This window comes from Mycobacterium sp. NGS57 (assembly GCF_059812405.1).
The window spans coordinates 49,374-75,267 of sequence record NZ_JCALCP010000015.1 but is presented as its reverse complement, the minus strand read 5'-3'; the positions used below and the strand labels follow the sequence as shown (position 1 = coordinate 75,267).

The window sequence follows — 25,894 nt, the reverse complement described above, 5'->3', positions numbered from 1 at the left end:
GGTCCTACAGGCCGAACAGGCTCGCGATTCCGCCCAGCACGAGGGGAACGAAACCACTCGTGGTTCCGATTGGCATGTTGCTGACGCCGTCGACGGTGTAATCAACGCCACCGGACGTGACGTTAAATGTCGGCCACGAAGCCGTTATCGGCTGCGGGTTGGCAAAAACGCCATTGAACGGAATACCCAACGTGCCGACCGGCCCGCCGAACGCGGTGGTGTCGATCGGAATGTTGACCGTGGTGGAGCCGATGGTAATGGCGGTCAAGTAGTTGCCTGGAGCGCTGAACAGCGCCAAGGCGGCACCCGGCAAGTTCCCCGTTTGCAGATCACCGATAAGGGCGTTGACGCTATTCATCAGCGAGGTGTTGCCCGTGACGGTGGGACCGAATCCGGCACTGAGAAGCGAGACCAGCCCGGGCGCGGTAAGGGTTCCGCCGGTGACCTGGAATTCGGTTCCCGGAATGCCGGCGGGGCCGGTTAAGACGTTCCCCGTCAACGTGACGTTTGCGGTACCGATCAGCGCGTTGGTCGCGTTCCCGAACGCCGAGAACGGACCGTTCGGACCGGGCGAGGGCAGGGTCCCGCCAAACGAAACCGTCAGGGCGCCAAAGGGAGTGTTGATGGTCTGGGCGGCCTCGGCGGCGGCTTGCTGGACATTGGCGGCTTCGGCGGCCGCGTACTGACCGATTCCGGCAGTCAAGGCGCTCACGAAGTTGTCGTGATAAGCCGCGGCCTGCGCTCCGAGGGCTTGGAATTGCTGGCCGGCAGTATCGAAAATCGAGGTGATCGCCGCCGACACCTCATCGGCACCCAGCGCCGCTATCGCCGTCGTCTGGCCCGCTGCCGCCGCCTGGGCCGAACGCAATGAAGATCCAATAGATGTGAGGTTTGCGCTTGCCGCGGTCATTACGTCCGGTGTGACGCTTACGAATGACATAGCACCCTTTCCTGGCCGAATAGATTGCCGAGCCGGTAAAAGCGAAGTGATCGTAACAGCGAAATCGCGTTCCGGATATGTATTGATTCGGCAGAATTCATCCCGGCCGAATTGCGTCGGCCGGCCGGCCCGGCTGTGCCTGCTCGTGACTACAGGGAAATCACGTGTTCGCACACGTTCGGTAGCACTTGCGGCACGCCGGGCCCAAGTCGTAGACAACGCGCGTTGTCAAAGCTTATCGTGGGCACAGTTAGGCGCAGGAGGCCGAGATGACTGCCATCGCAACGACATCCGCCGATCCGCTCGGGCCCGACTCGCTCACGTGGAAGTACTTCGGTGACCTCCGCACCGGCATGATGGGCGTCTGGATCGGCGCGATCCAGAACATGTATCCGGAACTCGGCGCGGCCGTCGAAGAGCACTCCATCCTGTTGCGCGAGCCCCTGCAGCGCGTGGCCCGGTCGGTGTACCCGATCATGGGCGTGGTCTACGACGGTGACCGCGCGGCCCAGACCGGACAGCAGATCAAGAGCTATCACCGCACCATCAAGGGCGTCGACACCGCGGGGCGCCGCTACCACGCCCTGAACCCGGAAACCTTCTACTGGGCGCACGCCACGTTCTTCATGCTGATCATCAAGGTGGCGGAGTACTTCTGCGGGGGCCTGACCGAGGCCGAGAAGCGGCAACTCTTCGACGAGCACGTGCAGTGGTACCGGATGTACGGGATGAGCATGCGCCCGGTGCCGACGTCGTGGGAGGAATTCCAGCAGTACTGGGAGCGCGTCTGCCGCGACGAGCTGGAGATCAACCAGGCGACGCTGGACATCTTCAACATCCGCATTCCCAAGCCGAAGTTCGTGCTGATGCCGACGCCGCTGTGGGACCAGATGTTCAAGCCGCTGGTGGCCGGGCAGCGCTGGATCGCGGCGGGGCTGTTCGACCCCGCGGTGCGCGAGAAGGCCGGCATGCACTGGACGCCGGGCGACGAGGTGCTGCTGCGGGCCTTCGGCAAGCTCGTCGAGCTCGCCTTCTTCGCCGTGCCCGACGAGATCCGGCTACACCCGCGCGCGCTGGCCGCCTACCGCCGCGCCGAGGGACGGCTGCCCGACGACGCGCCGCTGGTCGAGGCGCCGACGTTCATGGCGCCCCCGCGGGACCGTCGCGGGCTGCCGATGCACTACTTCCCTCCACATTCCCGCCCCGCTCTTCGCTCCCCGCTGGAACCCGCCCGCGCCCTGATGGAACGGGCCGGCTCGCTGGTGCACGGCACGCTGTCGCTGGCCGGGTTGCGGCCCGCGCGGGGCCGCAGCCCGCGGGCCGCCTAGCCGGTGATCACCGAGACGTTGGGAATCAAGCCGCCGAGGTAGGTTCCCGGGAACGACAGCACCAGGTTGTTGAGGCCCAGCGTCACCCCGGTGATTTGGACCGCGGGCAACACGCTTCCGGTGATCGCCGCCGAATAGGACGCATACGGGATCGACTGCCCCACGGCAAACAGGAACTGGCCGTTCGGGAAGACGGCCTCGGTCCCGGTGGCCGACAACAACGTGGGGGAACCGAACGGGGTGTTCAGCGACAGGCTCGCATTCGTGGATGCCAGAAACCCGTTGGCGCCCAGGGACACGTTCGCCGTGCTCAGGGACAACCCGAACGGGCCGAAGTTGAAGTTCTGGCTGAAACCCGGGAGACCGGAAATGGCAACATCGGCGGGGACGGCGGCACCGCCCGGGCCGAGGATCTGCTGAGCATTGGCCAGTTCGGCGGCCACATACTGCGCCGCCCCGCCGTTCAGATTGCTCACGAACTCGTCATGGAAGGCCGCGGCCTGGGCATTGACCGCTTGAAATTCCTGGGCGTGCGAACCGAGCAGTGCCGTGATCGCCGCCGAGATCTCGTCGGCGGCCGGCGCCACCACCGCGGTCGTCTGGCCGGCCGCGGCCGCGCTGGCGCTCCGTAGCGCAGAGCCCAAGTTGTCCAAGTTCCCGCTCGCCGCCGACACGATGTCCGGCGCCACACTCAGCAACGACATTGCCTTTGCCTCCTTGCACTCCAAGCACGCTATGACACATACGCCCAATAGGTCGGGAGCCAGAGCCTAACAGCCCGCGCCGGCGCCGCGGAGCATTTTGGACACCCCGCGGCACGCAGTTTGCTGCGCAATGGCCCCACGTCACCACCGAGTCTGCGGTGAGAGCGCGATTTCCGGCCTTCGGCTAGCGCTCACCGCAGTCTCGGCGGTCAAAGAGGCGCTCAGTCCAGCGCCCGGGCGCTCTGGTAGAGGCAGATGGCCGCGGCCGACGCCACGTTGAGGCTCTCGGCGCCGCCGGCCATCGGGATACGCACCCGGTGGTCGGCCGCGGCCGCAATTTCGGCCGGCAAGCCGTGGGCCTCCGCGCCGAACAGCCAGGCCGTCGGTGCGGCCAGGTCGGCCTCGTCGAGAGAGGTCTCGCCGTCGAGAGTGGTGGCCAGGATCTGTAGCCCGGCACCGCGCAGCGCTGCGACGGCGGCGTCGGTGTCGGCCGCGGCGACGACGGGGATCGAGAAGATGCTGCCGGCCGACGCGCGCAGGCACTTGCCGTTGTAGGGGTCGACGCTATGCCCGGCGAGGATCACCGCCCCCGCGCCCACGGCGTCGGCGATGCGGATCAGCGTGCCCGCGTTGCCCGGCTCGCCGATCTCGACGGCGACCGCGACCAACCGGGGTGGGGTGGCCAGAACATCCTCGAGGCGGTTCGCCGGCATGTCGCACACCGCCACCAGCCCGGCCGGGGTGACGGTGTCGGACAACGCCTTTGCGGCCTTCTCGGTGACCGTATGCACCGGGCACGTCAACGCCGCCAGCAGCGCCGCGTGCCGGTGCGCCGCGGCCTCGGTGGCGAACACGTCGCGCACCAACCCGCGCGCGGCGGCCGCCTCGAGCAGGTTCGGGCCTTCGGCCAAAAACCGTCCGGTGCGCCGACGGCCGACGTGCCGGTGCAACTTGACCGCCTCGGCCACCCGGGCCGAGCGTTCGGTGAGCAGCGGCGCCGTGGCGGCCGTTAGGCGGCCTCTCCGGAATCCGACGGAGCGTTGACGTCGTCGGGCAGGGCCGCGCGGGCGACGTCGACGAGCGCGGTGAACGCGGCCGGGTCGGTGATCGCGATGTCGGCGAGGTTCTTGCGGTCCACCTCGACACCGGCGGCCTTGAGGCCCTGGATCAACCGGTTGTAGGTGATGTCGTTGGCGCGCGCGGCGGCGTTGATCCGCGAGATCCACAACTTGCGGAACTCGCCCTTGCGGGCGCGGCGGTCACGGTAGGCGTAGTTCAGCGAATGCAGTTGCTGCTCTTTGGCTTTGCGGTAGAGCCGGGATCGCTGGCCGCGATAGCCTTTCGAGGCCTTCAGGACGCTGCGCCTCTTCTTGTGGGCGTTGACCGCCCGCTTCACGCGTGCCATGGGTTGTTCCTACTTTCAGACTTTTCTAGACGTTTCTAGACGAAATGGGGTGTCGGGGTCAGCCGTTGAGCAGCTTGTTGACGCGCTTGGTGTCGTTGGCTGCCACTACCGTGCGGCCGTCGAGCCGTCGGGTGCGTTTGGTCGGCTTGTGCTCGAGCAGGTGCCGGCGATTGGCTTTCTGCCGGACGATCTTCCCGGTTCCGGTGCGCCGGAACCGTTTCGACGCCCCGCTGTGGGTCTTGGCCTTGGGCATGTTTCCTCTACTTCTGCTACTTCAGCTACTTGTCGCTGTCGGGTCAGTTGGCCGACGGGGCGGCCTCGGGGTCCGCGCCGCCGTGTTCCTCGGGATGCCGCGCCCTGGCGCGGGTCTTCGCGCCGCGGTGCGGTGCCAGCACCATCGTCATGTTGCGGCCGTCCTGCTTCGCCGAGGTTTCGACGAAGCCGTATTCGGCGACGTCGGCCCCCAGCCGCTGCAGCAATCGGTAGCCCAGCTCGGGCCGCGACTGCTCACGTCCGCGAAACATGATGGTGACCTTGACCTTGGATCCCGCCTCCAGGAAGCGGATGACGTGGCCCTTCTTCGTCTCGTAATCGTGATCGTCGATCTTGGGCCGCAGCTTTTGTTCCTTGACCACGGTCTGCTGCTGGTTCCGGCGGGATTCGCGCGCCTTTTGCGCCGCCTCGTATTTGAACTTGCCGTAGTCCATGATCTTGCAGACCGGGGGTCTGGCGTTGGGGGCAACTTCGACGAGATCGAGATCGGCGTCCGCGGCGACGCGCAGTGCGTCTTCGATGCGCACTATGCCTACCTGCTCCCCTCCCGGGCCGATCAATCGGACTTCAGGTACGCGGATGCGCTCGTTGACGCGGGTCTCAGTGCTGATGGGGCCTCCCTTGTTGGGCTTCTGTTGTCGTCAGCGTCCCGTAGGTGAAGGCCACCCCACCAGCAAAAAAGCCCTGCACAAGCAGGGCCCAATACCGACCGACCGCGGCTCGAGATCTACTCACGCCGCCCGCAATACCTGCGGAACAGGCATTCACGATGCCTGTGACCGGACCGCTGAACCTTCACAACGTTCTCGTGGCCAGCGGTGGGAGTGGGACTCCACTTAACTGTTCCCGGCCTTGGCCGGAATGGTCGCAGTCGACAGTTTAGCAGCCATGACACTTCTTCCCGCACCACAACTGTCCGCCGGACGACGCCACGCCTGGGCGCTTCGCCAGGATTTTCACGGCTTGAGGGCATATCCTCGCGGTCTGTGACTCTCGCTTCTCGTCATCCGGGGCCCCGTTCGGGCAGCCAGCCGAACCCCCGGTATCGCTGGGTACCGGCGGCGGCGGGCTGGGTGGTCGGCGTCATCGCCAGCCTGTCGCTGCTCGGCAGCGTGTCACCGTTGTTCCGTTGGCTGATCAAGCCGCCGCGCGAGTTCATCAACGCCTATCTCTTCAACTTCCCCGACACCAGCATCGCGTGGTCGTTCGTGCTGGCGTTGCTGGCCGCGGCGCTCACCGCGCGCAAACGCATCGCCTGGCTGCTGCTGCTGGTGAACATGATCCTCGCCGCCGGGCTGAACGCCGCCGACATCGCCGGCGGCGGCAACACCGCGTCGGAGTCGTTCGGCGAGAACCTCGGCTTCGCCTTCCACATCGTCGCGATCGTGCTGCTGGTGCTGGCCTACCGGCAGTTCTGGGCCAAGGTCCGCAAGGCCGCTCTGGTCAAGGCGGCCGCGGTGCTGGTCGCCGGCGACGTCATCGGCATCCTGGTGTCCTGGGGCATGGTCGAGGTGTGGCCCGGCACCCTGGCCCCGGACTCGCGCTTCTGGTACGTGGCCAACCGTGTCGTCGGCTTCTCCCTCGTCGACCGCGACGCCTTCACCGGCCGTCCGCACGTGTTGCTTTCCGCCCTCTTCGGGCTGTTCGGCGCGCTGGCACTGATCGCGGCGACGATCGTGCTGTTCCAGTCCCAGCGCGCCGACAACGCGCTCACCGGCGAGGACGAGTCCGCCATCCGCGGGCTGCTCGAGCTGTGGGGCAAGAACGACTCGCTGGGCTACTTCGCGACCCGCCGCGACAAGTCGGTGGTGTTCGCGCACAGCGGCCGCGCCGCCGTCACCTACCGCGTCGAGGTCGGCGTCTGTTTGGCCAGCGGCGACCCGGTGGGAGACCCGAAAGCGTGGTCGCAGGCCGTCGACGCGTGGCTGGCGCTGTGCCAGACCTACGGCTGGGCGCCCGGCGTGATGGGCGCGAGTTCCCAAGGGGCCCAGGTGTTCCGCGAGGCCGGCCTCAACGCCCTCGAACTCGGCGACGAGGCGATCCTGCGGACGTCGGACTTCAAGCTGTCCGGCCCTGACATGCGCGGGGTGCGCCAGGCGGTGACACGTGCCCGCCGGGCCGGGCTGACAGTGCGCATCCGCCGGCACCGCGACATCTCCGCCGACGAGATGACCGCCACCATCTCGCGCGCCGACGCCTGGCGCGACACCCAGACCGAGCGCGGCTTTTCGATGGCCCTGGGGCGGCTTGGCGATCCGGCCGACGGCGACTGCCTGCTGGTCGAGGCCCTGGACCGCGACGACACCGTGGTGGCGATGCTGTCGCTGGTCCCGTGGGGCAGCACCGGCGTCTCGCTGGACCTGATGCGCCGCTCCCCGCAGTCCCCCAACGGCACCATCGAGCTGATGGTCAGCGAGCTCGCCCTGACCGCCGAAACGCTTGGCATCATCCGCATTTCGCTGAACTTCGCGATGTTCCGGTCCGCCTTCGAGCAGGGCGCCCAGCTCGGCGCCGGCCCGGTCGCGCGGCTGTGGCGCGGGTTCTTGCTGTTCTTCTCGCGGTGGTGGCAGCTGGAGACGCTGTACCGCTCCAACATGAAGTACCAACCGGAGTGGGTGCCCCGCTACGCCTGCTACGAGGACGCCCGGCTGATCCCGCGGGTCGGCGTGGCCTCGGTGATCGCCGAGGGTTTCCTCGTGCTGCCGTTCAGCCGGCGCGACAAGGTGCACACCGGACACCACCCGGCGGTGCCGCCCAGACTGGCGGAATCCGGGCTGCTGCACCACGACGGTTCGGCGCCCGACGTGAGCGGTCTGCAGCGCAGCGCGGGCGTCGCCGAGGCGGAGGAGACCAGGGCCCGCCTCCCCGAGCAGGTGCGGGTGCGCCTGGCCAAGCTGAAAACCCTGCAGCACCAAGGCGTCGACGCCTACCCGGTGGGCTGCCCGCCCAGCCACACGATCGCCGGCGCGGTGGACGCCGACGACCAGGAGAACGTCTCGGTGGCCGGCCGCATCCTGCGCATCCGCGACTACGGCGGCGTGCTGTTCGCCCACCTGCGCGACTGGTCTGGCGAAATGCAAGTGCTGCTGGACAATTCGCGCCTCGAGAGCGGCCGCACCGCCGACTTCACCGCGGCCATCGACCTCGGCGACCTGGTCGAAATGACCGGGCAGATGGGCTTTTCCAAGAACGGCACCCGCTCGCTGATCGTGCGCGACTGGCGGATGATCGGAAAGTGCCTGCGCCCCTTGCCCAACAAGTGGAAGGGCCTGACCGACCCCGAGGCGCGGGTGCGGACGCGCTATGTCGACCTGGCGGTCAACCCCGAGTCGCGCGAGCTGATCAGGGCGCGCAGCCGCGTGCTGCGCTCGGTGCGCGAGACACTGTTCGCCAAGGGGTTCATCGAGGTCGAGACCCCGATCCTGCAGCAGGTCCACGGCGGGGCCACGGCCCGGCCGTTCGTCACCCACATCAACACCTACGACCTGGACCTGTTCTTGCGCATCGCCCCGGAGCTGTACCTGAAGCGGTTGTGCGTGGGTGGCGTGGAGAAGGTGTTCGAGTTGGGCCGCGCCTTCCGCAACGAGGGAGTCGACTTCAGCCACAATCCCGAGTTCACGCTGCTCGAGGCCTACCAGGCGCACGCCGACTACACGGTGTGGATCGACGGCTGCCGGGAGCTCATCCAGAACGCCGCGCAGGCGGCCAACGGCGAGCAGACCGTGCTGCGGCCCGGCCCCGGCGGACGCCTCGAGCCGGTCGATATCTCCGGCGCCTGGCCGGTCAAGACCGTGCACGACGCCGTCTCCGAAGCGCTGGGCGAAGCCGTCGACCCCGACACCCCGTTGGCCGCGCTGCGCAAGCTGTCCGACGCCGCGCACATCCCGTACCGGGCGCACTGGGACTCCGGCGCGGTGGTGCTCGAGCTCTACGAGCACCTGGTCGAGGAAAAGACCGAGCGACCGACGTTCTACATCGACTTCCCCACCTCGGTGTCGCCGCTGACCCGGCCGCACCGCGACCGGCGCGGCGTCGCCGAGCGGTGGGACCTGGTGGCGTGGGGCGTCGAGTTGGGGACCGCCTACAGCGAGCTGACCGACCCGGTGGAGCAGCGGCGCCGCCTGCAGGAGCAGTCGCTGCTGGCCGCCGGCGGCGACCCCGAGGCGATGGAGCTCGACGAGGACTTCCTGCAGGCCATGGAGTACGCGATGCCGCCCACCGGCGGACTGGGCATGGGTGTCGATCGGCTCGTCATGCTCGTAACCGGCCGCAGCATCCGCGAGACCCTGCCATTCCCGCTGGCCAAGCCGCACTGACGGGGCCCGGCCGGGCGCTCGTGGTGCCGCTGATATTCGGCCGATACGGTTCCGGGGCGCTCGACAATGGACCACAATGGCTGACGTGACCGCCGGCATTCCCCTCGCCACCGCGCCGTTGCTGGCAAGCGCTCACACCTCCCTGATGCACGGTTGGCTGCCCGCGACGGTTCAGGTCGTCGCCGGGGTCGTGCTGACGCTGGCCATCGGGTGGCGCTCGCGCCGCTGGCGCACGCTCTGGCTGCCGGTGGCGGGCGCGGTCGGCGGCGCCGCCGCCTATGCGACGCACTGGTACGTCGTCGATCGCGGCCTGTCCGACGAACCGGCGCCGGCGGCGCTGTGGGTGTGGATCGCGCTGGCCGGCACCGCGGTGGCGGTGCTGATCGTGGGGTGGCGTGGCGCGCGGCCCTGGCGGCGCGGCGCGACACTGCTTGCCGTGCCGTCGTGTTTGCTCTGCGCGGCGCTGTCGCTCAACCTGTGGGTCGGCTACTTCCCGACCGTGCAGGCCGCGTGGGGCCAGCTGACCTCGGGCCCGCTGCCCGATCAGACGGACGTGGCGACGATCAGCGCGATGGCCGCCACACGAACCCGCCCGCCGCACGGCGGCGTGGTGCCGGTCGTGATCCCGTCGGACGCATCGCATTTCAAGCATCGCGGCGAATTGGTGTACCTGCCGCCCGCATGGTTCAGCTGGGGGCACCACCCGCTTGCGGGGGACAGCCCGCCGCCGGCGCTGCCGACAATCATGATGGTCGGCGGCCAGTTCAACACCCCCGCGGACTGGACCCGGGCGGGCAACGCGGTCAAGACCATGGACGACTTCGCGGCCGCCCACGACGGCAACGCGCCGGTGCTGGTGTTCGTCGACTCCGGCGGGGCCTTCAACAACGACACCGAATGCGTCAACGGGGTCCGCGGCAATGCGGCCGACCATCTCACCAAAGACGTTGTGCCCTTCATGGTTTCGCAGTTCGGCGTGAGCCCCGACCGATCCGGCTGGGGCATCGCCGGCTGGTCGATGGGCGGGACGTGCGCGGTCGACCTGACCGTCATGCACCCCGAGCTGTTCAGCGCCTTCGTCGACGTCGCCGGTGACTTCTTCCCCAATGCCGGCACCAAGGCGCAGACCATCGCCCGGCTGTTCGGCGGAAACGCCGACGCTTGGGCCGCATTCGACCCGAGCAGCGTGATCACCCGGTACGGCCGGTACCGCGACGTGGCCGGTTGGTTTGCGATCTCGTCGGAGGGTCCGGGGGCGCCGCGCCGCGACCTGGCAATCACTGACGCCACCGCGGCGGGGTTCAGTCGGGACGCCGCGGCCAACCCGACCAACCAGACTGCGGCCGCCTACTCGCTGTGTGCGCTCGGCCGCGCCCACGGTATCGACTGCGCCGTCCTGCCCCAGCCCGGCAAGCACGACTGGCCGTTCGCGGACCGCGCTTTCGCGGCGGCGCTGCCGTGGCTGGCCGGCCGCCTCGGCACGCCCGGGGTGCCCCGGACGCAGCTGCCGGCACTACCCGGGGAATCCCCGGTGTCCCCCGTCGCCGCAATGCCGGCCGACGCCGTGACCGCTCGCTAGCCGGCGCCGCGCCGATCGGCCTCGCGCTGCGGCTCCCCCGGCCTGATGCGGACGGGCACGGAACCACGGGCCAGCAACTGCGCCGTCGCTTCGGCGGGGATCGGCTGGCAGAACAGGAATCCCTGTGCGTGCGAACATCCTTCGTCGACCAGGACTTGGGCGGCCTCTTCGGTCTCGACCCCCTCGGCGACGACGTCGAGGTCCAGCGCCTGGGCCAGGCCGATGACCGCCCGCACGATCGCCAGGTCGTCGACCGAGGTGGCCAGGTCAAGCACGAAGCCGCGGTCGATTTTCAGGGTGCCCACGGGCAGCGTCCGCAGCAGACCCATCGCGCTGTACCCGGTGCCGAAGTCGTCGATGGCGATGTCCACGCCGAGTTCGGTGAGCCCGACCAGGGTGGCCCGCGTGTTCACCAGGTCGCGGATCAGCATGCTCTCGGTGATTTCCAGCCCGATCGACGACCCGTCCAGGCCGAACTTCTTCAGGGTGCGCTCGACGGTGTTGACCAGGTCGTGCGCGACGAGCTGTGCCGGCGAGACGTTGATGCGGAGCATCGTGTCGAGCCCCACGCCCTGGGCCCGCCACTCGGCCAGGTGGGCGCACGCGGCGTTCAGGATCCAGTCGCCGAGTTCCCCGGCGAGGTTGATGGATTCGGCCACCGGGACGAAGTCGTCCGGAAGCAGCAGCCCCCGGGTGGGGTGCTGCCAGCGCACCAGCGCCTCGACCGCCAGCACCTTGCCGGTCGGCATGTCGACCTCGGGCAGGTAAAGGACGGTCAACGCGTCGGTTTCGATGCCGGCCTGCAGATGCAGTTCGATGTCGTTGCGCAGCTCGCGGCGGGTAAGCATCTCGTCGGAGAACACCCCGATGCTGTCTCCCCCGGTGCCCTTGGCGGAAATCAGCGCCTCTTCGGAGCGCCGCAGCAGGTCCAGGCTCGAGTCCTGGCCCGGAACGCCCGCCGCCACACCGACGCTCACGGTGCGGTTGAGCACCTCGCCGCCGATGGTCACGTGATCGGTGACCTGCTTGCTCAGGCTCTCGGCGAGCGAGGTGGCGGTGTGAAGATCCATCGCGCCGGCCGGGACGACGACGAACTTGTCACCGCCGAGCCGCGCGATGAGCCCCCGCCCCGCCATCGCTTCGGTTGTCCGCGCGGCGAAGTCGCGGATGAACTGATCGCCGGCGCCGTGGCCGAGGTAGTCGTTGATCGCCTTGAGCCGGTCGAGGTTGAACAGCAGGACCGACACCGGGCTCGGCCGGCCGGCGATGAGGCGATAATCCAGGTGCGACACCAGGGTTCGACGGTTGGGCAGCGCCGTCAGGTCGTCGTGCTCGGCTTGGTAGCGCAGCTGATCCTCGACGCTCAAGCGCGCCTGCACCTGCGCGAACATCGAGGCGACCACCGTCAGGGTGTTGAACTCATCCTGGGTCCATTCGCGGTCGCCGAACTTGATGAAGCCGAGCGCCCCGGTGGTGACACCGCCGGACAGGAGCGGCACGGACGCCATCGACACGTCCGGCACCCCGCCCGCCTCCTCAAGGGTGCGCTGGTAGTCCTCGTGTTCGGCGTGCGGACGCAAAACGACTGGCTCTTTGGCGTTTTCACACTGGGCGAAGATCGGGTCGGCGCCTTCGAAATAGACCGTCTGCAGCGGGTCGGGATCGGGCTTGTCCGGGCGCACCGGCCACTCGGCCACCAGGACCGTCGCGCGAATGCTGTGGTCGTTGTAGCGCAGGAAGCTGACGTCGACGCCGAGGATCGCTACCAGTTCGGCCAGTATCTCGGTGCTGATCTCCGCGGCGGTGCTGGCCGTCGCGCCCATGAGCTTGGTCGCCACATCGGTGACGATCGCGGTCAAAGCCTTTGGGCCTGTGGTGTTTTCCATGTCCTCGCTACCTCGACGCGCGCCGGCCGGCGCGGAGCGCCCGGCGGCGTGCCGGCACTGTCTTCAGCTGCTCAGCGTAGCCCCGAGGTGGCCGCCGACGCTCGCCAGCGGCCGCGCGCGTCGTCGTGTTCGTGGCTGCAGCCCATCCCGGTTCCCATTTGACTCAAGCCGAAATGCGGCTGAGGATTTCGGAACTTTCGGCGCACATCAACTTGAATTGCTCGGGTTCGGCATGCGTCGCAATGGTGCGCCGGTCCCACCACATCACTTTGGTTCGGTAATTCTCGTCGGGATAGGCCGCGGCCGGAACACGGGCGGCCACGACGCCCCCCGAGGATTGCCATTGTTCCAATACGTGGGCCGCTGCGGTGGCCATGACGAATTGGACACCCAGCAGAGTCATCATGGGCAGCGCGGTGCGCGCCAATATTCGCGACAGTGCGCGGCTGCCGTAATCGCTGCTGTTGGTCCAGGCGCTTTTGACTTCCACGACGCCGAAGGGGATTCGGTTGGCGATCATGTGGTGCAGCACCGGGCGCCCCGGGCTGCCGTTCCACTCCTCGAGAGCGTGGGAATCCTCGGGCGAGCGCAGCGGCCCCACGACGCGGGTGCCACCGACGACGCGGCCGGAGGGGTCCACCGCGGCGAAGAACAGCGTGGTGTCGGCGCCATCCCGAATCGCATCGACATCGAGCACCCATTCCAGCCCGTGGCGGCTGTAGCTGTGCAGCGCCCCCTGCAGGTATTGCTCCCACAACTCGGGCTCCCCCTCCGGGGTGGATGCGGCGATCCAGCATCCGGTCGCCTGGTCATGCCAGCCCGACCCCGCCGCCAACCACGGGCCGTCGATCGCGCTGCCGTCGAGCTGAGCCGCTACCATGGGTATCCCTTCGCTTCTTAACCGTGAATCCTGGGCTAATTCATCCGATGCGCCTTGAATTATTTCCTAAAATAGGCGCGTGACAAATAACTGATGGTATTTCTTTTGTCCATCTTCGATTCGCGCGGCCAAAACGTTAGTGTTACCGGCCGGTAGCTGACCGGGAGGGCAATGGGCCGAAAGTTTGCGCTCGTGGGCGCCGGCTCCGGCCGTGCCGTTCGGCCCGCTGAACCCGGCGCGCGTCCAGCCACGTCCCGGCACGGCGGCACGCGTTCATCGCGTATGGTCCGCGAGCAGTGCTGACCCCCGCCCGCCGCGTCCCCGACCCCACTCATCGAGATGATTCAACCGGACCGGCGGTATCGCCTCTACCTCCGGATTCTCCAGGCGCCGGCGAGCGGCGACGACGAGATTAGCTGCGGCGTATCCGAGGGAATCGAACGTTTTTCCGCCGGTGCTCGCGGCGAATTTGTCGGAGGAGCGATTTCGGGCCCACCTTTCGGGCGACCGATCGCCTCTGGCGGACGGTGTTGCAGACTGGACGTCGTGTGGCCAGCCGTGGCGCGCATCCGGCGCGCGATATTTGCACGACACTGCAATCCATGGAGCGCATGGACGCGCTGGGCGAGCACGCCGCTGACGCTGCTGCCCGTGTGGACGCGGCGATGGAGCCACGCGGCGCTGGTGGCGCTGTGGTTCGCCGTCAACCCGTTCGTGTTCGGCAAGCCGGCGCACCAGCGCGCCTGGTCGACCCGGGCGATGCTGGGCGAGGAGCTGTGGGTCAGCCGTCGGCCCCGGGACGCGGCGATGCTCGTCAGCGCGGTGACGTCGGTGGCCGCACTGTCCGCGGTCGTCGCCGCCCGCCGTCATCGGGCGCTACCGGCGGCGATCGCGACCGCGGTGCAGATGGCCCTGACGCTGGTGTATTGGCGGCAGATGGTGCGCTATTTCGAGGCAACTCGGCAAGACCGCTGACCCGTGCGCACCTTCACCGTCGACGAGCGGCGTAACCGCTTGGCGCGCAGGCATTTTCTTGCCGCGAGCGAACCTCCGCCGATAACGCGCGTGGTAACCGGGCTCATCGGGCTGCATGCGACCGATCGGGCCACCCCCTTCCTGTCGCTGTGGGCACGGACCCCCGGCTTCGCCACCGCCGACCTCGAGACCGAACTGTACGAGAAGCGTTCTGCGGTGCGGCATCTCGCGATGCGCCGGACGCTGTGGGTGGTGGCCGGCGACGACCTGCCGGCGATCCAGCCGGCGTGCAGCGACCGGGTCGCCCGCAACGAACACCGTCGGCTGGCCGGCGACGTGCGCAAGGCCGGCGTGGCCCCCGACGGTGACCGTTGGCTCGAGCGGGCCTGCGCGGCGGTGCTGCGCCACCTGGGCGCCCACGGGCCCGCCGGCAGCAGCGAGCTGCGGGCCGCCCTGCCCGAGCTGGCCGGAACCTACGATCCGGCGCCCGGGAAGCGTTGGGGCGGAACGGTTCCACTCGCCCCTCGGGTGCTGACGGTGCTTTCGGCGCGCGGCGAGATCGTGCGCGGACCCAACGACGGTCGCTGGACGACGTCGCGGCCACGGTGGGCCGCCGCAGCGGACTGGCTCGGCGACCTGGGTGACCCGCTGCCGGAGCGGCAGGCCCGGGCCGGGCTGACCCGCCGGTGGCTGGCGGCATTCGGGCCCGCCACCGCCGCCGACATCACGTGGTGGTTCGGCAGCACGATGACGGCCACCCGCCACGCCCTGGCCGACATCGGCGCGGTGGAGGTCGGCCTGCACGGCGGCGGGACCGGCTGGGTTCTGCCCGACGACCTCGATCCCGAGCCCGACGCGCCCCCGTGGTGCGCGCTGCTGCCGGGCCTGGACGTCACGACGATGGGCTGGTCGCAACGCGACTGGTACCTCGGCGAGCACCGGGCGCAAGTGTTCGACCGCACCGGCAACGCCGGCCCGACGGCGTGGTGGAACGGGCGGGTGGTCGGAGGCTGGTACCAGGACGAGGGTGCCCGCGTGCAGCTGCGGCTGCTCGAGGATCCCGGCCGCGACGGGCGCCGCGCCCTGCAGCGGCGGGCCGCCGACCTCACCGAATGGCTGGGCGGTGTGCGGATCAGCCCGCGCTTCCCGTCGCCGCTGTCGAAGGCCGCCGCGACGCCACGTTGACGCTGCGTCCGGGGCGCAAAAGTGCGACCAGGACGCACCCTCAGCGCAGAGTCATCCCAGTCAGGCCGTGGCTTTGCGGCGCCGCCGGGGCCGCGCCGGTGCCCCGACACCCGGAACTTCGGCGAGGAACTTGCCGGTGTAGCTCTCCGGCACCGCGGCGATGTCCTCCGGAGTGCCTTCGGCGACAACGGTTCCGCCCTCGGCGCCGCCCTCCGGGCCCATGTCGACGATCCAGTCCGACGTCTTGATCACGTCCAGGTTGTGTTCGATGACGATGACCGTATTGCCTTTGTCCACAAGGCCGTTGATGACGCTCAGCAGCTTGCGGATGTCGTCGAAATGCAGCCCGGTGGTGGGCTCGTCGAGGATGTAGATGGTCCGTCCGGTCGAGCGCTTCTGCAGTTCGGCGGCCAGCTTGACGCGCTGCGCCTCGCCGCCGGACAGCGTCGGCGCGGGCTGGCCGAGTCGCACGTAGCCCAGGCCGACGTCGACGAGCGTGCGCAGGTAGCGGTGGATGCCGCTGATCGGCTCGAAGAAGTCCGCCGCCTCCTCGATCGACATGTCCAGTACCTCGGAGATGGTCTTGCCCTTGTAGTGCACCTCGAGGGTCTCCCGGTTGTACCGGGCGCCGTGGCAGACCTCGCACGGCACGTACACGTCGGGCAGGAAGTTCATCTCGATCTTGATGGTGCCGTCGCCGGTGCACGCCTCGCAGCGGCCGCCCTTGACGTTGAACGAGAACCGGCCCGGTTGGTAGCCACGGACTTTGGCCTCGGTGGTGGCCGCGAACAGGGTCCGGATCTTGTCGAACACGCCGGTGTAGGTGGCGGGGTTGGACCGCGGCGTGCGGCCGATCGGCGACTGGTCGACCCGCACCAGCTTGTCCAGGTGGTCCAGCCCGGTGACCCGGGTGTGCCGGCCGGGAACCTGCCGGGCGCCGTTGAGCCGGTTGGCCAGCACCGCGGCCAGGATGTCGTTGACCAACGTCGACTTGCCCGAGCCCGACACACCGGTCACCGCGGTCAGCACGCCCAGCGGGAACGACACGTCGATGCCGCGCAGGTTGTGCTCGCGGGCGCCGACGACGGTGAGTTGGCGGCGCCGGTCGACGGGCCTGCGGATCGCGGGGATGTCGATGCGCTCCTTGCCCGACAGGTACGCCCCGGTGATCGAGGCCTTGTTGGCCAGCAGCTCGGCGTAGGTGCCGCTGTGCACGATCTCGCCGCCGTGCTCGCCGGCCCGCGGCCCGATGTCCACGATCCAGTCGGCGTGCGCGATGGTGTCCTCGTCGTGCTCGACGACGATCAGCGTGTTGCCCAAATCCCTGAGGCGGGTGAGGGTTTCGATGAGACGACGGTTGTCGCGCTGGTGCAGGCCGATGGACGGCTCGTCGAGCACGTACAGCACGCCCACCAAGCCGGAGCCGATCTGGGTGGCCAGCCGGATGCGTTGGGCCTCACCGCCGGACAGCGTGGCCGCCGCGCGCGACAGCGACAGGTAGTCCAGGCCCACGTCGAGCAAAAAGCCGAGCCGCGACTGGATTTCCTTGAGCACCTGCCCGGCGATCGCCTGCTCGCGCGGCCCGAGGCTCAAGCGCTGCAGGAAATCCGAGCAGTCCGAAATCGACAGCTCGCACACCTCGGCGATCGACTTCGTGGTCGGCTTCCCGCCCAAATCCGCCGTCAGCGTCACCGCCAGGATCTCCGGCTTGAGCCGGGTGCCCTCGCACTCCGGGCAGGGCACGTCGCGCATGAAGCCCTCGTAGCGCTCCTTCATCTGCTCGGATTCGGTCTGGGCCATCTTGCGCTGCAAAAACGCCAGCACGCCCTCGAAATCGGCGTAGTAGGAACGGGTTCGGCCGTAGCGGTTGCGGTAGCGCACGTGCACCTGGTGGTCGGACCCCTCGAGGATCGCCTTGCGGGCCTTGGCCGGCAGCTTGCGCCACGGCGTGTCGACGTCGAAGCCCAGCTCGTCGCCCAGCCCGGCCATCATGCGGGTGAAGTACTCCGCGGTGTGGCCGTTGGACCAGGGCGCCACCGCGCCCTCGGCCAGGGTGCGCTCCGGGTCGGGCACCACCAGGTCGGGGTCGACCTCCTTGCGGATGCCCAGGCCGACGCACTCGGGGCACGCGCCGTAGGGCGAGTTGAACGAGAACGACCGCGGTTCCAGGTCGTCGACGGCCAGCGCGTGCCCGTTGGGGCAGGCCAGCTTCTCGGAGAACCGCTGCTCGCGGGCGTGGCCATGTTCGTCGTGATCGTCGGGAAACTCCAGCACCACGATGCCGTCGGCCAGGTTCAGCGCGGTCTCCACCGAGTCGGTGAGCCGCTGCTTGGCGGAGGCCTTGACGGTGAGCCGGTCGACCACCACCTCGATGTCGTGCTTTTCCTGCTTCTTCAGCTTCGGCGGGTCGGTCAGCGGGTGCACGACGCCGTCGACCCGGACCCGGCTGTAGCCCTGCGCGTTGAGCTTGTCGAACAGGTCGGCGAACTCGCCCTTGCGGGTGCGCACCACCGGCGCGAGCACCAGAAAGCGGGTGCCCTCGGGCATCGCCAGCACCTGGTCGACGATTTGCTGGGGCGTCTGGCGGGCGATGCGATGACCGCAGACCGGGCAGTGCGGCGTGCCGGCGCGCGCGTAGAGCAGCCGCAGGTAGTCGTAGACCTCGGTGATGGTCCCGACGGTCGAGCGCGGGTTGCGGTTGGTCGACTTCTGATCGATCGACACGGCCGGCGACAGGCCCTCGATGAAGTCGACGTCCGGCTTGTCCATCTGCCCCAGGAACTGGCGGGCGTAGGCCGACAGGGACTCCACGTAGCGGCGCTGGCCCTCGGCGAAGATGGTGTCGAACGCCAGCGAGGACTTGCCCGACCCGGACAGGCCCGTGAACACGATCAACGAGTCGCGGGGCAGGTCGAGGTCGACGCCGCGCAGGTTGTGCTCGCGGGCGCCCTTGACGATCAGGCGGTCAGCCACTGGGTTCCTTTCACGGGACCCCTCTCACGACGTGCTATGGCGAATAATGGCGGATAGTACGCACACCGCATCCCATGCTATGTGCCCATACCGACAAGTCATTGCGGACCAGTAACGTGGCCGCTATGACCGTCCTGAACGACGACTACACCGGACACGTCGACCCCGGCACCGCGGCCCGCCGGACCCTACCCGGCGCCACGATTCTAAAGGCGTCGGTGGGCCCGATGGACAACAACGCCTATCTGGTGACGTGTTCCGCCACGGGCGAAACGCTGCTGATCGACGCCGCCAACGACGCCGACGACCTGATCGCCCTGATTCGGCAGCACGCGCCGAAGGTGTCACTGATCGTGACCAGCCACCAGCACTTCGACCACTGGCAGGCGCTGGAGGCCGTGGCGCAGGCGACCGGGGCGCCGACGGCCGCCAACGAGATCGACGCGGACCCGCTGCCGGTCAAGCCGGATCGTTTGCTGGCGGGCGGCGACACCGTGCAAATCGGCGAGCTCGTCTTGGACGTCATCCACCTGCGCGGGCACACGCCCGGCTCGATCGCGCTCGCCCTCGACGGGCCGGCTACCGGCGGGGTCACCCAGCTGTTCACCGGCGACTGCCTGTTTCCCGGCGGGGTTGGTAAGACGTGGCAGCCCGGGGATTTCGACCAGCTGCTCGAGGACGTCACCGCCCGGGTGTTCGACGTCTACGACGACTCCACGGTCATCTACCCCGGCCACGGCGACGACACCGTGCTGGGCGCCGAACGCCCTCACCTGAGCGAATGGCGCGAGCGCGGCTGGTAGAGCCGATCAGCTCGTCGTGTGCACGATCAGCACGTCGACCTTGGCCCGACGTGAGACGTTGGCCGGCACCGACCCGAGCAGCCGGCCCGCGATCGTGCTCAGGCCGACGTTGCCGACGACCAGCAGGTCGGCCTTTTCGTCCTCGGCCAGCTTGACCAGCGCGTCGACCGGCGCGCCGACGATCGGGCGCTCCTCGACGTTCGTGGCGCCGGCGGCGTGCGCCCTCTCCTTGGCGTCCTGCAGGATCGCGTAGATCGGCGCCGTGCCAGACACCTTGTAGCTCTCGTCGCGCAGCGCGTCCGCGGCCCGGGTGTCCTCGTGCTGGGGCAGGTACGCCGAGGCGATGATCAACTTGGTCTCGGCCCCCGAGATTTGGGCCGCCCGATCCACCGCACGCATCGATGAATCCGAGCCGTCGGTCCCGACCACCACGGTCCGATAGGCGCTCATTTACCCTCCCAGTTTCGGTTGGTCAGCCAGATGACACTATCGCGTTTGCCGGACAAAGAGGGGACCAGATTATCGGCTCCGCGTGGCGTGGCGCGAGCGGCATTTGCGGGGCCACGCTGCGCAAACGAGCCCGATCCGCGGCGGTGCGACGGCCGGGTCGGCGCCGCCGGGGCGGAAAGCCTTGCCTGGCGGAGGTTTTCGTCGAGTGCGGGCGGCGCGGCGCAAATGCGCCGCCCGGGACCCTACAGTGACAAGCATCATGGCCATGTCCACTGTCGATCCGGCCGCCTCCGACACCCCCGGCGTCGCTGACGAGGCCGCGTACGTCCGCCCGCGGGGCACGTTCGACCCGTGGGCGATCGCGGCGCTGGCCACCGTGATCAGCGCCGCGTGGGCGTGCCGGCCGTCGCTGTGGTTCGACGAGGGCGCGACGATCTCGGCCTCGGCCAGCCGGACCCTGCCCGAGCTGTGGCGGCTTTTGGGCCACATCGACGCCGTGCACGGGCTGTATTACCTGGTCATGCACGGTTGGTTCGCGATGTTCCCGCCGACCGAGTTCTGGTCGCGGGCGCCCAGCGCGCTGGCGATCGGCGCGGCGGCCGCCGGCGTCACGGTGTTCACCCGGCAGTTCGTCGAAGGGCGGGCCACCGCGGTGTGCGCGGGCGTGGTGTTCGCGATCCTGCCGCGCACCACCTGGGCGGGCATGGAAGCGCGCTCGTACGCCTTCGCCGCGGCCGCGGGGATCTGGCTGACGGTGCTGTTCGTCGCCGCCGCCCGGCGCAACCGCCCCCGATGGTGGCTGGGCTACGTGCCGGCGCTGATGGTGTCGATCCTGCTGAACCTCAACCTGGTGCTGTTGGTGCCGGTCTACGCCGCGATGCTGCCGTTGCTGGTGCCGCGGGGATCCCGCCGGTCTCCGGTGATCTGGTGGGCGGCCGGATCGGCCGTCGCCGTCGGCGCGATGACGCCGTTCCTGCTGTTCGCCCACGACCAGGTGTTCCAGGTCAACTGGATCTACCCGGTCAGCTGGCATTACGCGTTCGACATCGTCCTGCGGCAGTACTTCGACCACAGCGTTCCGTTCGCCATCGCCACGGGCGTGCTGGTCGTCGCGGCGGTGGCGGCCCGGCTCAGGGGCGCGCGCGGACCGGCGGGCGACACGCGGGCCCTGCTGCTGGGCTGCGTGGCGTGGCTCGTGCTGCCCACCGCGCTCGTCGTCGTCTACTCGGCCGTCAGCGAGCCGATCTACTACCCGCGCTACCTGATTTTCACCGCGCCCGCGGCGGCCGTCGTGATGGCGCTGTGCATCGTCACGGTCGCGCGCAAGCCGTGGCCGATCGCGGCCGTCGTGCTGCTGTTCGCGGCGGCCGCGCTGCCCAATTACCTGTTCACGCAGCGCTGGCCGTACGCCAAGGAGGGCTGGGACTACAGCCAGGTGGCCGACCTGATCGGCTCGCACGCCGCGCCCGGCGACTGCCTGATGGTGGACAACACCGTGCCCTGGCGGCCCGGGCCGATCCGCGCCCTGCTGGCCACCCGGCCGGCGGCCTTCCGGTCGCTGATCGACGTGGAGCGCGGCGCCTATGGGCCTCAGGTCGGCTGGTTGTGGGACGGCCACGTCGCGGTGTGGTTGACGACGGCCAAGATCAACAAGTGCCCGGCCATCTGGACGATCACCGACCACGACCCGTCGCTGCCCGATCACCAGGCGGGCCGGTCACTGCCGCCGGGCAAGGCCTTCGGGCGCGCGCCGGCGTACCGGTTCCCGGGTTACCTCGGCTTCCACATCGTGGAGCGGTGGCAGTTCCACTATTCGCAGGTGGTCAAATCGGTGCGCTGAGCTCGAATGTTGGTGATGTATCCTCGATACATACATCGTCAACATTGGGAGGCTGATGTGTCGGTGACTCAGGTAGACCTCGATGACGAAGCGCTGGCCGAGGTGATGCGAATCGCTGGGGTCCACACCAAAAAGGAGGCTGTCAACCTCGCGATGCGCGATTACGTCGAGCAGTTCCGGCGTATCGAGGCGATGGCGAGGTCTTACGAGCACGCCAGGGGGTGGGACTACGAGGGTTGGCTCGCGGCTCGGGCCGATGAGAGGGCTGTCGGGCCTTGATCTACTTCCTGGTGGATTCCTCCGCGGTCTGGCGTCTCCAACGGCAACCGGAGCTCTTCCAGGCCTGGAGCCCCGCGATTAGCAGGGGCGCCGTCGGATCGTGCGGTCCGCAGCGTGCCGAGTTCCGTCGCTCGGCGCGAAACGTCGAGGAGTTCGGCCAGATGAACCAGACGTTTCGTGACGTCTACCCGGATGTTCCCGTGCCGAAATCGGTGTGGCGCTGGATCGATGCGGCGCAGCACCGGCTGGCGGGCGCGGGCGCGGTGCGGGCCCTGTCAGTCGTCGATCTGCTGGTCTGCGGCACTGCCGCTGCCAGGGGTCTGGTGGTCCTGCATGACGATGCCGATTACGAACTCGCGGCGCGCCATCTTCCCGATGTCACAGCGCGCCGGCTGATAGCGGGCTGAGTTCAGCGGGTGCCGCGCACTGCGCGATACGACGCGACGACGCCGGCCGCTGTCAGCGCGGTGAAAACCGCGAACAGCCAACGGGCCGCCGCGGCCTCACCACCCCGGGTCGCGTTGACGACGACGCCGGCGATGCCCGCGCCGAACGCCCCCGAGACGAGCTGCACCGTGTTGATCGCCGCGGCCGCCGCGACGCCCTCGGCCGGGTCGTCGACGGAATCCATTGCGCGCACGGACAAATGGGGCCACGCCATCCCGATCCCGATCCCGGCCACCATCAACGCCAGCGTCCAGGCCGTCACGATCGCCGCCGACGCGTTGTCGCGCTGGGTCAGCGCGCCCAGCGCCAGCCCCGACGCCACCACCACCGGCGCGACCGCGATGACCCGGCCGATCGCGCGCGGATTCTCCAGCGAGGCGCTGACGATCTCGGAGACGGTCCAGCCGACCGCCAGCGCCGCGCCCAGAAAGCCCGCCGCCACCGGCGAGAGGTGCGCCAGCCGCTGCCCGAACAGCGGCACGTAGGTGTCCACCATCGCGCCGATCATCAGCACGCCCATGCTCAGGTAGATCCACTTCAGCGGCCCGGGCCCGAACACGCTGGGCGGCAACACCGATGCGCGCGCCCGCCAGTCGACGACCGCGAACGCCCCGAGCAGCACCACGGCGGCGGCGAGCAGCCCGGCCGTCGCGGCGATATTGTGCGGGAGCTGGGCGACGCTGACGGCCAGCGCCGCCGCGCCGATCAGCAGCAGTGACCACACCGGCACCCGCAAAACCGTTGTGGTACCGGCCCTTTCGGCACGGCCGGCGGGCAGCGCGATCGGCACCAGCAACGCCATCAGCGCCGTCAGGACCGCCATCGCCACGAACGCCCACCGCCACAATCCGAATTGCGCGAACAGCCCGCCCGTCGCGGGCCCGACCACCGTCGCCACCCCCCACATCGCCGATACCAGCGCCGAGGCCCGCGTCCACAGCGAGCGGGGCAGCGCCGCGTTGATGACCGCGTAGCCGAGGCCGGCCAGCAGCCCACCGGCCACGCCCTGCAACGCGCGCGCGGCGATCAGGACCCCCATGTCGGGGGCCGCCCCGCAGGCCAGGCTCGAGGCGCCGAACAGGGCCAGCCCCGTCAGGTACGACGGGCGCGCCCCGACGCGGACCAGCATCGGGTTGACCATGGTCGCCGCGACCACCGACCCGACCAGGTACAGCGTGGTCACCCAGGCGTACAGGCGGCTGCCGCCGATCTCGGCGACGGTGTCGGGCAGCAGGCTGATGGTCAGGAACTCGTTGGTGGCGTACAGCGCGACACCCCCGGCCAGCACGACCGACGTGCCCAGGTGCCTGGCGCCGAGCAGCTCGCGCCAGCTGCCGGTGACGTTGTCGGTGTGCGTCACTTCAGGCCGGCGGCATCCATCCCGCGCAGTTCCTTTTTGAGGTCGGCGATCTCGTCGCGGAAGCGCGCCGCCAGCTCGAACTGCAGGTCGCGGGCGGCGGCCATCATCTGCGCGGTGAGGTCCTTGATCAGGTCGGCCAGTTCGGCGCGCGGCATGTTGGAGGTGTCGCGGCCCTCGATCACGCCGGCGCTGACCGCGCGCCCGGGCTCGCCCTGCGCGCGCCGGCCGCGGGAAATGCTGCGCCCCGAGCCCATCTCGACGGTTTCACTGTCGTCGGCCTCGCGGTAGACCTGGTCGAGGATGTCGGCGATCTTCTTGCGCAGCGGCTGCGGATCGATGCCGTTGGCCTCGTTGTAGGCGGTCTGCTTGGCCCGGCGGCGTTCGGTCTCGTCGATCGCCTCTTTCATCGAGTCGGTGAGCTTGTCGGCGTACATGTGCACCTCGCCGGACACGTTGCGGGCGGCGCGGCCGATGGTCTGGATCAGGCTGCGGGTCGAGCGCAGGAAGCCCTCCTTGTCGGCGTCGAGGATCGCCACCAGCGACACCTCGGGCAGGTCGAGGCCCTCGCGCAGCAGGTTGATGCCGACCAGCACGTCGTAGTCGCCGAGCCGCAGCTGTCTGAGCAGCTCCACCCGGCGCAGCGTGTCGACCTCGGAGTGCAGGTAACGGACCCGGATGCCCATCTCGAGCAGGTAGTCGGTGAGGTCCTCGGCCATCTTCTTGGTCAGCGTGGTCACCAGCACCCGCTCGTCGGCGTCGGCGCGTTTGCGGATCTCGCCGATCAGGTCGTCGATCTGGCCCTTGGTCGGCTTGACCACCACCTTGGGGTCCACCAGGCCGGTGGGGCGGATCACCTGCTCGACGAACTCGCCGCCGGTCTGGCTCAGCTCGTAGGGGCCGGGGGTGGCGGAAAGATACACCGTCTGGCCGATCCGTGAGGCGAACTCCTCCCAGGTCAGCGGGCGGTTGTCGACGGCCGACGGCAGCCGGAACCCGTAGTCGACGAGGTTGCGTTTGCGGGACATGTCGCCCTCGTACATGCCGCCGATCTGCGGCACGGTGACGTGCGACTCGTCGATGACCATCAGGAAGTCTTCCGGGAAGTAGTCCAGCAGCGTGGCCGGCGGCGAGCCCGGGCCGCGCCCGTCGATGTGCCGCGAGTAGTTCTCGATGCCCGAGCAGAACCCGACCTGGCGCATCATCTCGATGTCGTAGTTGGTGCGCATCCGCAGCCGCTGGGCCTCCAAAAGCTTGCCCTGGTTCTCGAACTCGGCGAGCCGCTCGGCGAGCTCCTCCTCGATGGTGGAGATCGCGTGCGCCATGCGTTCCGGGCCGGCCACGTAGTGGGTGGCGGGGAAGATCCGCAGCGAGTCGACCTGGCGGACGACGTCGCCGGTCAGCGGGTGCAGGTAATACAGCGCCTCGATCTCGTCGCCGAAGAACTCGATGCGCACCGCGAGCTCCTCATACGACGGGATGATCTCGACGGTGTCGCCGCGCACCCGGAACGAGCCGCGGGTGAACGACAGGTCGTTGCGGGTGTACTGGACGTCGACCAGCAGCCGCAGCAGGCCGTCGCGGGGCACCTCGGTGCCGACCCGCAGCTCGACCGAGCGGTCCAGGTAGGACTGCGGGGTGCCCAGGCCGTAGATGCACGACACCGAGGCCACCACCACGACGTCGCGGCGGGACAGCAGCGACGACGTGGCGGAGTGCCGCAGGCGCTCCACGTCGTCGTTGATCGAGCTGTCCTTCTCGATGTAGGTGTCGGTCTGCGCGATGTACGCCTCCGGCTGGTAGTAGTCGTAGTACGACACGAAGTACTCGACGGCGTTGTGCGGCAACATCTCTCGCAGCTCGTTGGCCAGCTGGGCGGCCAGCGTCTTGTTCGGCGCCATCACCAGGGTGGGGCGCTGCAGGCGCTCGATGAGCCAGGCGGTGGTGGCCGACTTCCCGGTGCCGGTGGCGCCGAGCAGCACAACGTCGCGTTCTCCCGCCCTGATCCGCCGCTCCAGCTCCTCGATGGCGGCGGGCTGGTCGCCGGCCGGGGCGTGCGGGCTGACCACCTCGAAGTGGCCGCCGGCGCGCACCAGCCCCTCCACCTCCTCGGCGGCGGGGCGGTATTCCGAGTGCGCGATTACCGGATGTTCAGTGGCGAAGGCCATGGGACCAGGGTAGAGCGGGTCACCGACAAGCCGTCCGCCGCGAGGGGCCGCAAAATGCCGCGCCACGCGGCGTGGCGCCGTACAAACACGGGCGCTCGCGGTAAGA

General features: G+C 69.0%; 20 protein-coding genes and 1 pseudogene. 9 read left to right on the top strand and 12 right to left on the bottom strand.

Annotated features, from left to right (window positions below):
- Positions 1-4: 4 nt before the first annotated feature.
- Positions 5-940: a PE family protein gene (locus AC5Y43_RS23100; protein WP_499976384.1), complete on the bottom strand. Its 936-nt coding sequence runs from the start codon at positions 938-940 to the stop codon at positions 5-7.
- Between the two features lie 269 nt (positions 941-1,209).
- On the opposite strand from AC5Y43_RS23100, the gene AC5Y43_RS23095 reads away from it, so the two are divergent.
- A complete protein-coding gene (locus AC5Y43_RS23095) occupies positions 1,210-2,268 on the top strand; it encodes an oxygenase MpaB family protein (protein WP_499976381.1) in 1,059 nt (352 codons plus the stop codon).
- On the opposite strand, the gene AC5Y43_RS23090 is transcribed toward AC5Y43_RS23095, so the two are convergent.
- The 5 genes from AC5Y43_RS23090 to infC form a co-directional block, all read right to left on the bottom strand.
- Positions 2,265-2,972 (bottom strand): PE family protein, encoded by a 708-nt coding sequence (locus tag AC5Y43_RS23090; RefSeq protein ID WP_499976376.1) that lies wholly within the window; start codon positions 2,970-2,972, stop codon positions 2,265-2,267. The two genes, AC5Y43_RS23095 and AC5Y43_RS23090, sit on opposite strands and share 4 nt — an antisense overlap.
- A 221-nt stretch (positions 2,973-3,193) precedes the next feature.
- Positions 3,194-3,964, bottom strand: coding sequence for a TrmH family RNA methyltransferase (locus AC5Y43_RS23085; RefSeq protein ID WP_499976426.1), 771 nt, complete (start codon positions 3,962-3,964; stop codon positions 3,194-3,196).
- Between the two features lie 17 nt (positions 3,965-3,981).
- Positions 3,982-4,377, bottom strand: coding sequence for a 50S ribosomal protein L20 (rplT, locus tag AC5Y43_RS23080; protein WP_085204515.1), 396 nt, complete (start codon positions 4,375-4,377; stop codon positions 3,982-3,984).
- 58 nt (positions 4,378-4,435) lie between these two features.
- Positions 4,436-4,630 (bottom strand): 50S ribosomal protein L35, encoded by a 195-nt coding sequence (gene rpmI, locus AC5Y43_RS23075; protein ID WP_083139999.1) that lies wholly within the window; start codon positions 4,628-4,630, stop codon positions 4,436-4,438.
- Between the two features lie 43 nt (positions 4,631-4,673).
- On the bottom strand, positions 4,674-5,261 hold the full coding sequence (gene infC / locus AC5Y43_RS23070; protein ID WP_499976424.1) for a translation initiation factor IF-3: 588 nt from the start codon (positions 5,259-5,261) through the stop codon (positions 4,674-4,676).
- Positions 5,262-5,636: 375 nt separating this feature from the next.
- Between infC and lysX the strand changes: the two genes are divergently transcribed.
- Together lysX and AC5Y43_RS23060 are read left to right on the top strand one after the other, a co-directional pair.
- Positions 5,637-8,966, top strand: coding sequence for a bifunctional lysylphosphatidylglycerol synthetase/lysine--tRNA ligase LysX (gene lysX / locus AC5Y43_RS23065; RefSeq protein ID WP_499976374.1), 3,330 nt, complete (start codon positions 5,637-5,639; stop codon positions 8,964-8,966).
- A 76-nt stretch (positions 8,967-9,042) separates the two neighbouring features.
- Positions 9,043-10,545, top strand: a complete 1,503-nt coding sequence (locus tag AC5Y43_RS23060) for an alpha/beta hydrolase (RefSeq protein WP_499976372.1) — start codon at positions 9,043-9,045, stop codon at positions 10,543-10,545.
- On the opposite strand, the gene AC5Y43_RS23055 is transcribed toward AC5Y43_RS23060, so the two are convergent.
- Both AC5Y43_RS23055 and AC5Y43_RS23050 read right to left on the bottom strand, forming a co-directional pair.
- Positions 10,542-12,431 (bottom strand): putative bifunctional diguanylate cyclase/phosphodiesterase, encoded by a 1,890-nt coding sequence (locus AC5Y43_RS23055; protein WP_499976369.1) that lies wholly within the window; start codon positions 12,429-12,431, stop codon positions 10,542-10,544. The genes AC5Y43_RS23060 and AC5Y43_RS23055 overlap by 4 nt on opposite strands.
- Before the next feature lie 163 nt (positions 12,432-12,594).
- Entirely contained in the window at positions 12,595-13,311 is a 717-nt protein-coding gene (locus AC5Y43_RS23050; RefSeq protein WP_499976367.1) for a hypothetical protein, read from the bottom strand.
- A gap of 546 nt (positions 13,312-13,857) precedes the next feature.
- Between AC5Y43_RS23050 and AC5Y43_RS23045 the strand changes: the two genes are divergently transcribed.
- Both AC5Y43_RS23045 and AC5Y43_RS23040 read left to right on the top strand, forming a co-directional pair.
- Positions 13,858-14,286, top strand: coding sequence for a DUF6653 family protein (locus tag AC5Y43_RS23045; protein WP_499976365.1), 429 nt, complete (start codon positions 13,858-13,860; stop codon positions 14,284-14,286).
- 3 nt (positions 14,287-14,289) lie between these two features.
- On the top strand, positions 14,290-15,471 hold the full coding sequence (locus tag AC5Y43_RS23040) for a winged helix DNA-binding domain-containing protein (protein WP_499976363.1): 1,182 nt from the start codon (positions 14,290-14,292) through the stop codon (positions 15,469-15,471).
- Positions 15,472-15,531: 60 nt separating this feature from the next.
- Here AC5Y43_RS23040 and uvrA read toward each other — a convergent pair whose 3' ends face one another.
- A complete protein-coding gene (gene uvrA, locus AC5Y43_RS23035; protein ID WP_499976360.1) occupies positions 15,532-18,444 on the bottom strand; it encodes an excinuclease ABC subunit UvrA in 2,913 nt (970 codons plus the stop codon).
- Between the two features lie 125 nt (positions 18,445-18,569).
- Here uvrA and AC5Y43_RS23030 point away from each other — a divergent pair, with 125 nt between their 5' ends.
- Positions 18,570-19,247, top strand: coding sequence for an MBL fold metallo-hydrolase (locus tag AC5Y43_RS23030; protein ID WP_499976356.1), 678 nt, complete (start codon positions 18,570-18,572; stop codon positions 19,245-19,247).
- A 6-nt stretch (positions 19,248-19,253) separates the two neighbouring features.
- On the opposite strand, the gene AC5Y43_RS23025 is transcribed toward AC5Y43_RS23030, so the two are convergent.
- Positions 19,254-19,697 carry a universal stress protein gene (locus AC5Y43_RS23025; protein WP_499976353.1) on the bottom strand — a complete coding sequence of 148 codons (444 nt, stop codon included), beginning with the start codon at positions 19,695-19,697 and terminating at the stop codon, positions 19,254-19,256.
- Positions 19,698-19,956: 259 nt separating this feature from the next.
- Between AC5Y43_RS23025 and AC5Y43_RS23020 the strand changes: the two genes are divergently transcribed.
- The 3 genes and pseudogenes from AC5Y43_RS23020 (at position 19,957) to AC5Y43_RS23010 (ending at position 22,223) form a co-directional block, all read left to right on the top strand.
- On the top strand, positions 19,957-21,537 hold the full coding sequence (locus AC5Y43_RS23020) for a mannosyltransferase (protein ID WP_499976351.1): 1,581 nt from the start codon (positions 19,957-19,959) through the stop codon (positions 21,535-21,537).
- A gap of 57 nt (positions 21,538-21,594) precedes the next feature.
- Positions 21,595-21,747, top strand: a pseudogene (locus AC5Y43_RS23015) (type II toxin-antitoxin system VapB family antitoxin); the annotation flags it as partial.
- A gap of 65 nt (positions 21,748-21,812) precedes the next feature.
- The gene (locus AC5Y43_RS23010; RefSeq protein WP_499976349.1) at positions 21,813-22,223 is read left to right on the top strand and encodes a PIN domain-containing protein; all 411 of its coding nucleotides are present in this window, start codon (positions 21,813-21,815) and stop codon (positions 22,221-22,223) included.
- A 2-nt stretch (positions 22,224-22,225) separates the two neighbouring features.
- Here AC5Y43_RS23010 and AC5Y43_RS23005 read toward each other — a convergent pair whose 3' ends face one another.
- Complete coding sequence (locus tag AC5Y43_RS23005; RefSeq protein WP_499976345.1) at positions 22,226-23,623, bottom strand: MFS transporter; 1,398 nt, start codon at positions 23,621-23,623, stop codon at positions 22,226-22,228.
- Entirely contained in the window at positions 23,620-25,788 is a 2,169-nt protein-coding gene (gene uvrB, locus AC5Y43_RS23000; RefSeq protein ID WP_499976343.1) for an excinuclease ABC subunit UvrB, read from the bottom strand. Before uvrB ends, AC5Y43_RS23005 begins: the two co-directional genes overlap by 4 nt.
- Between the last annotated feature and the right edge of the window lie 106 nt (positions 25,789-25,894).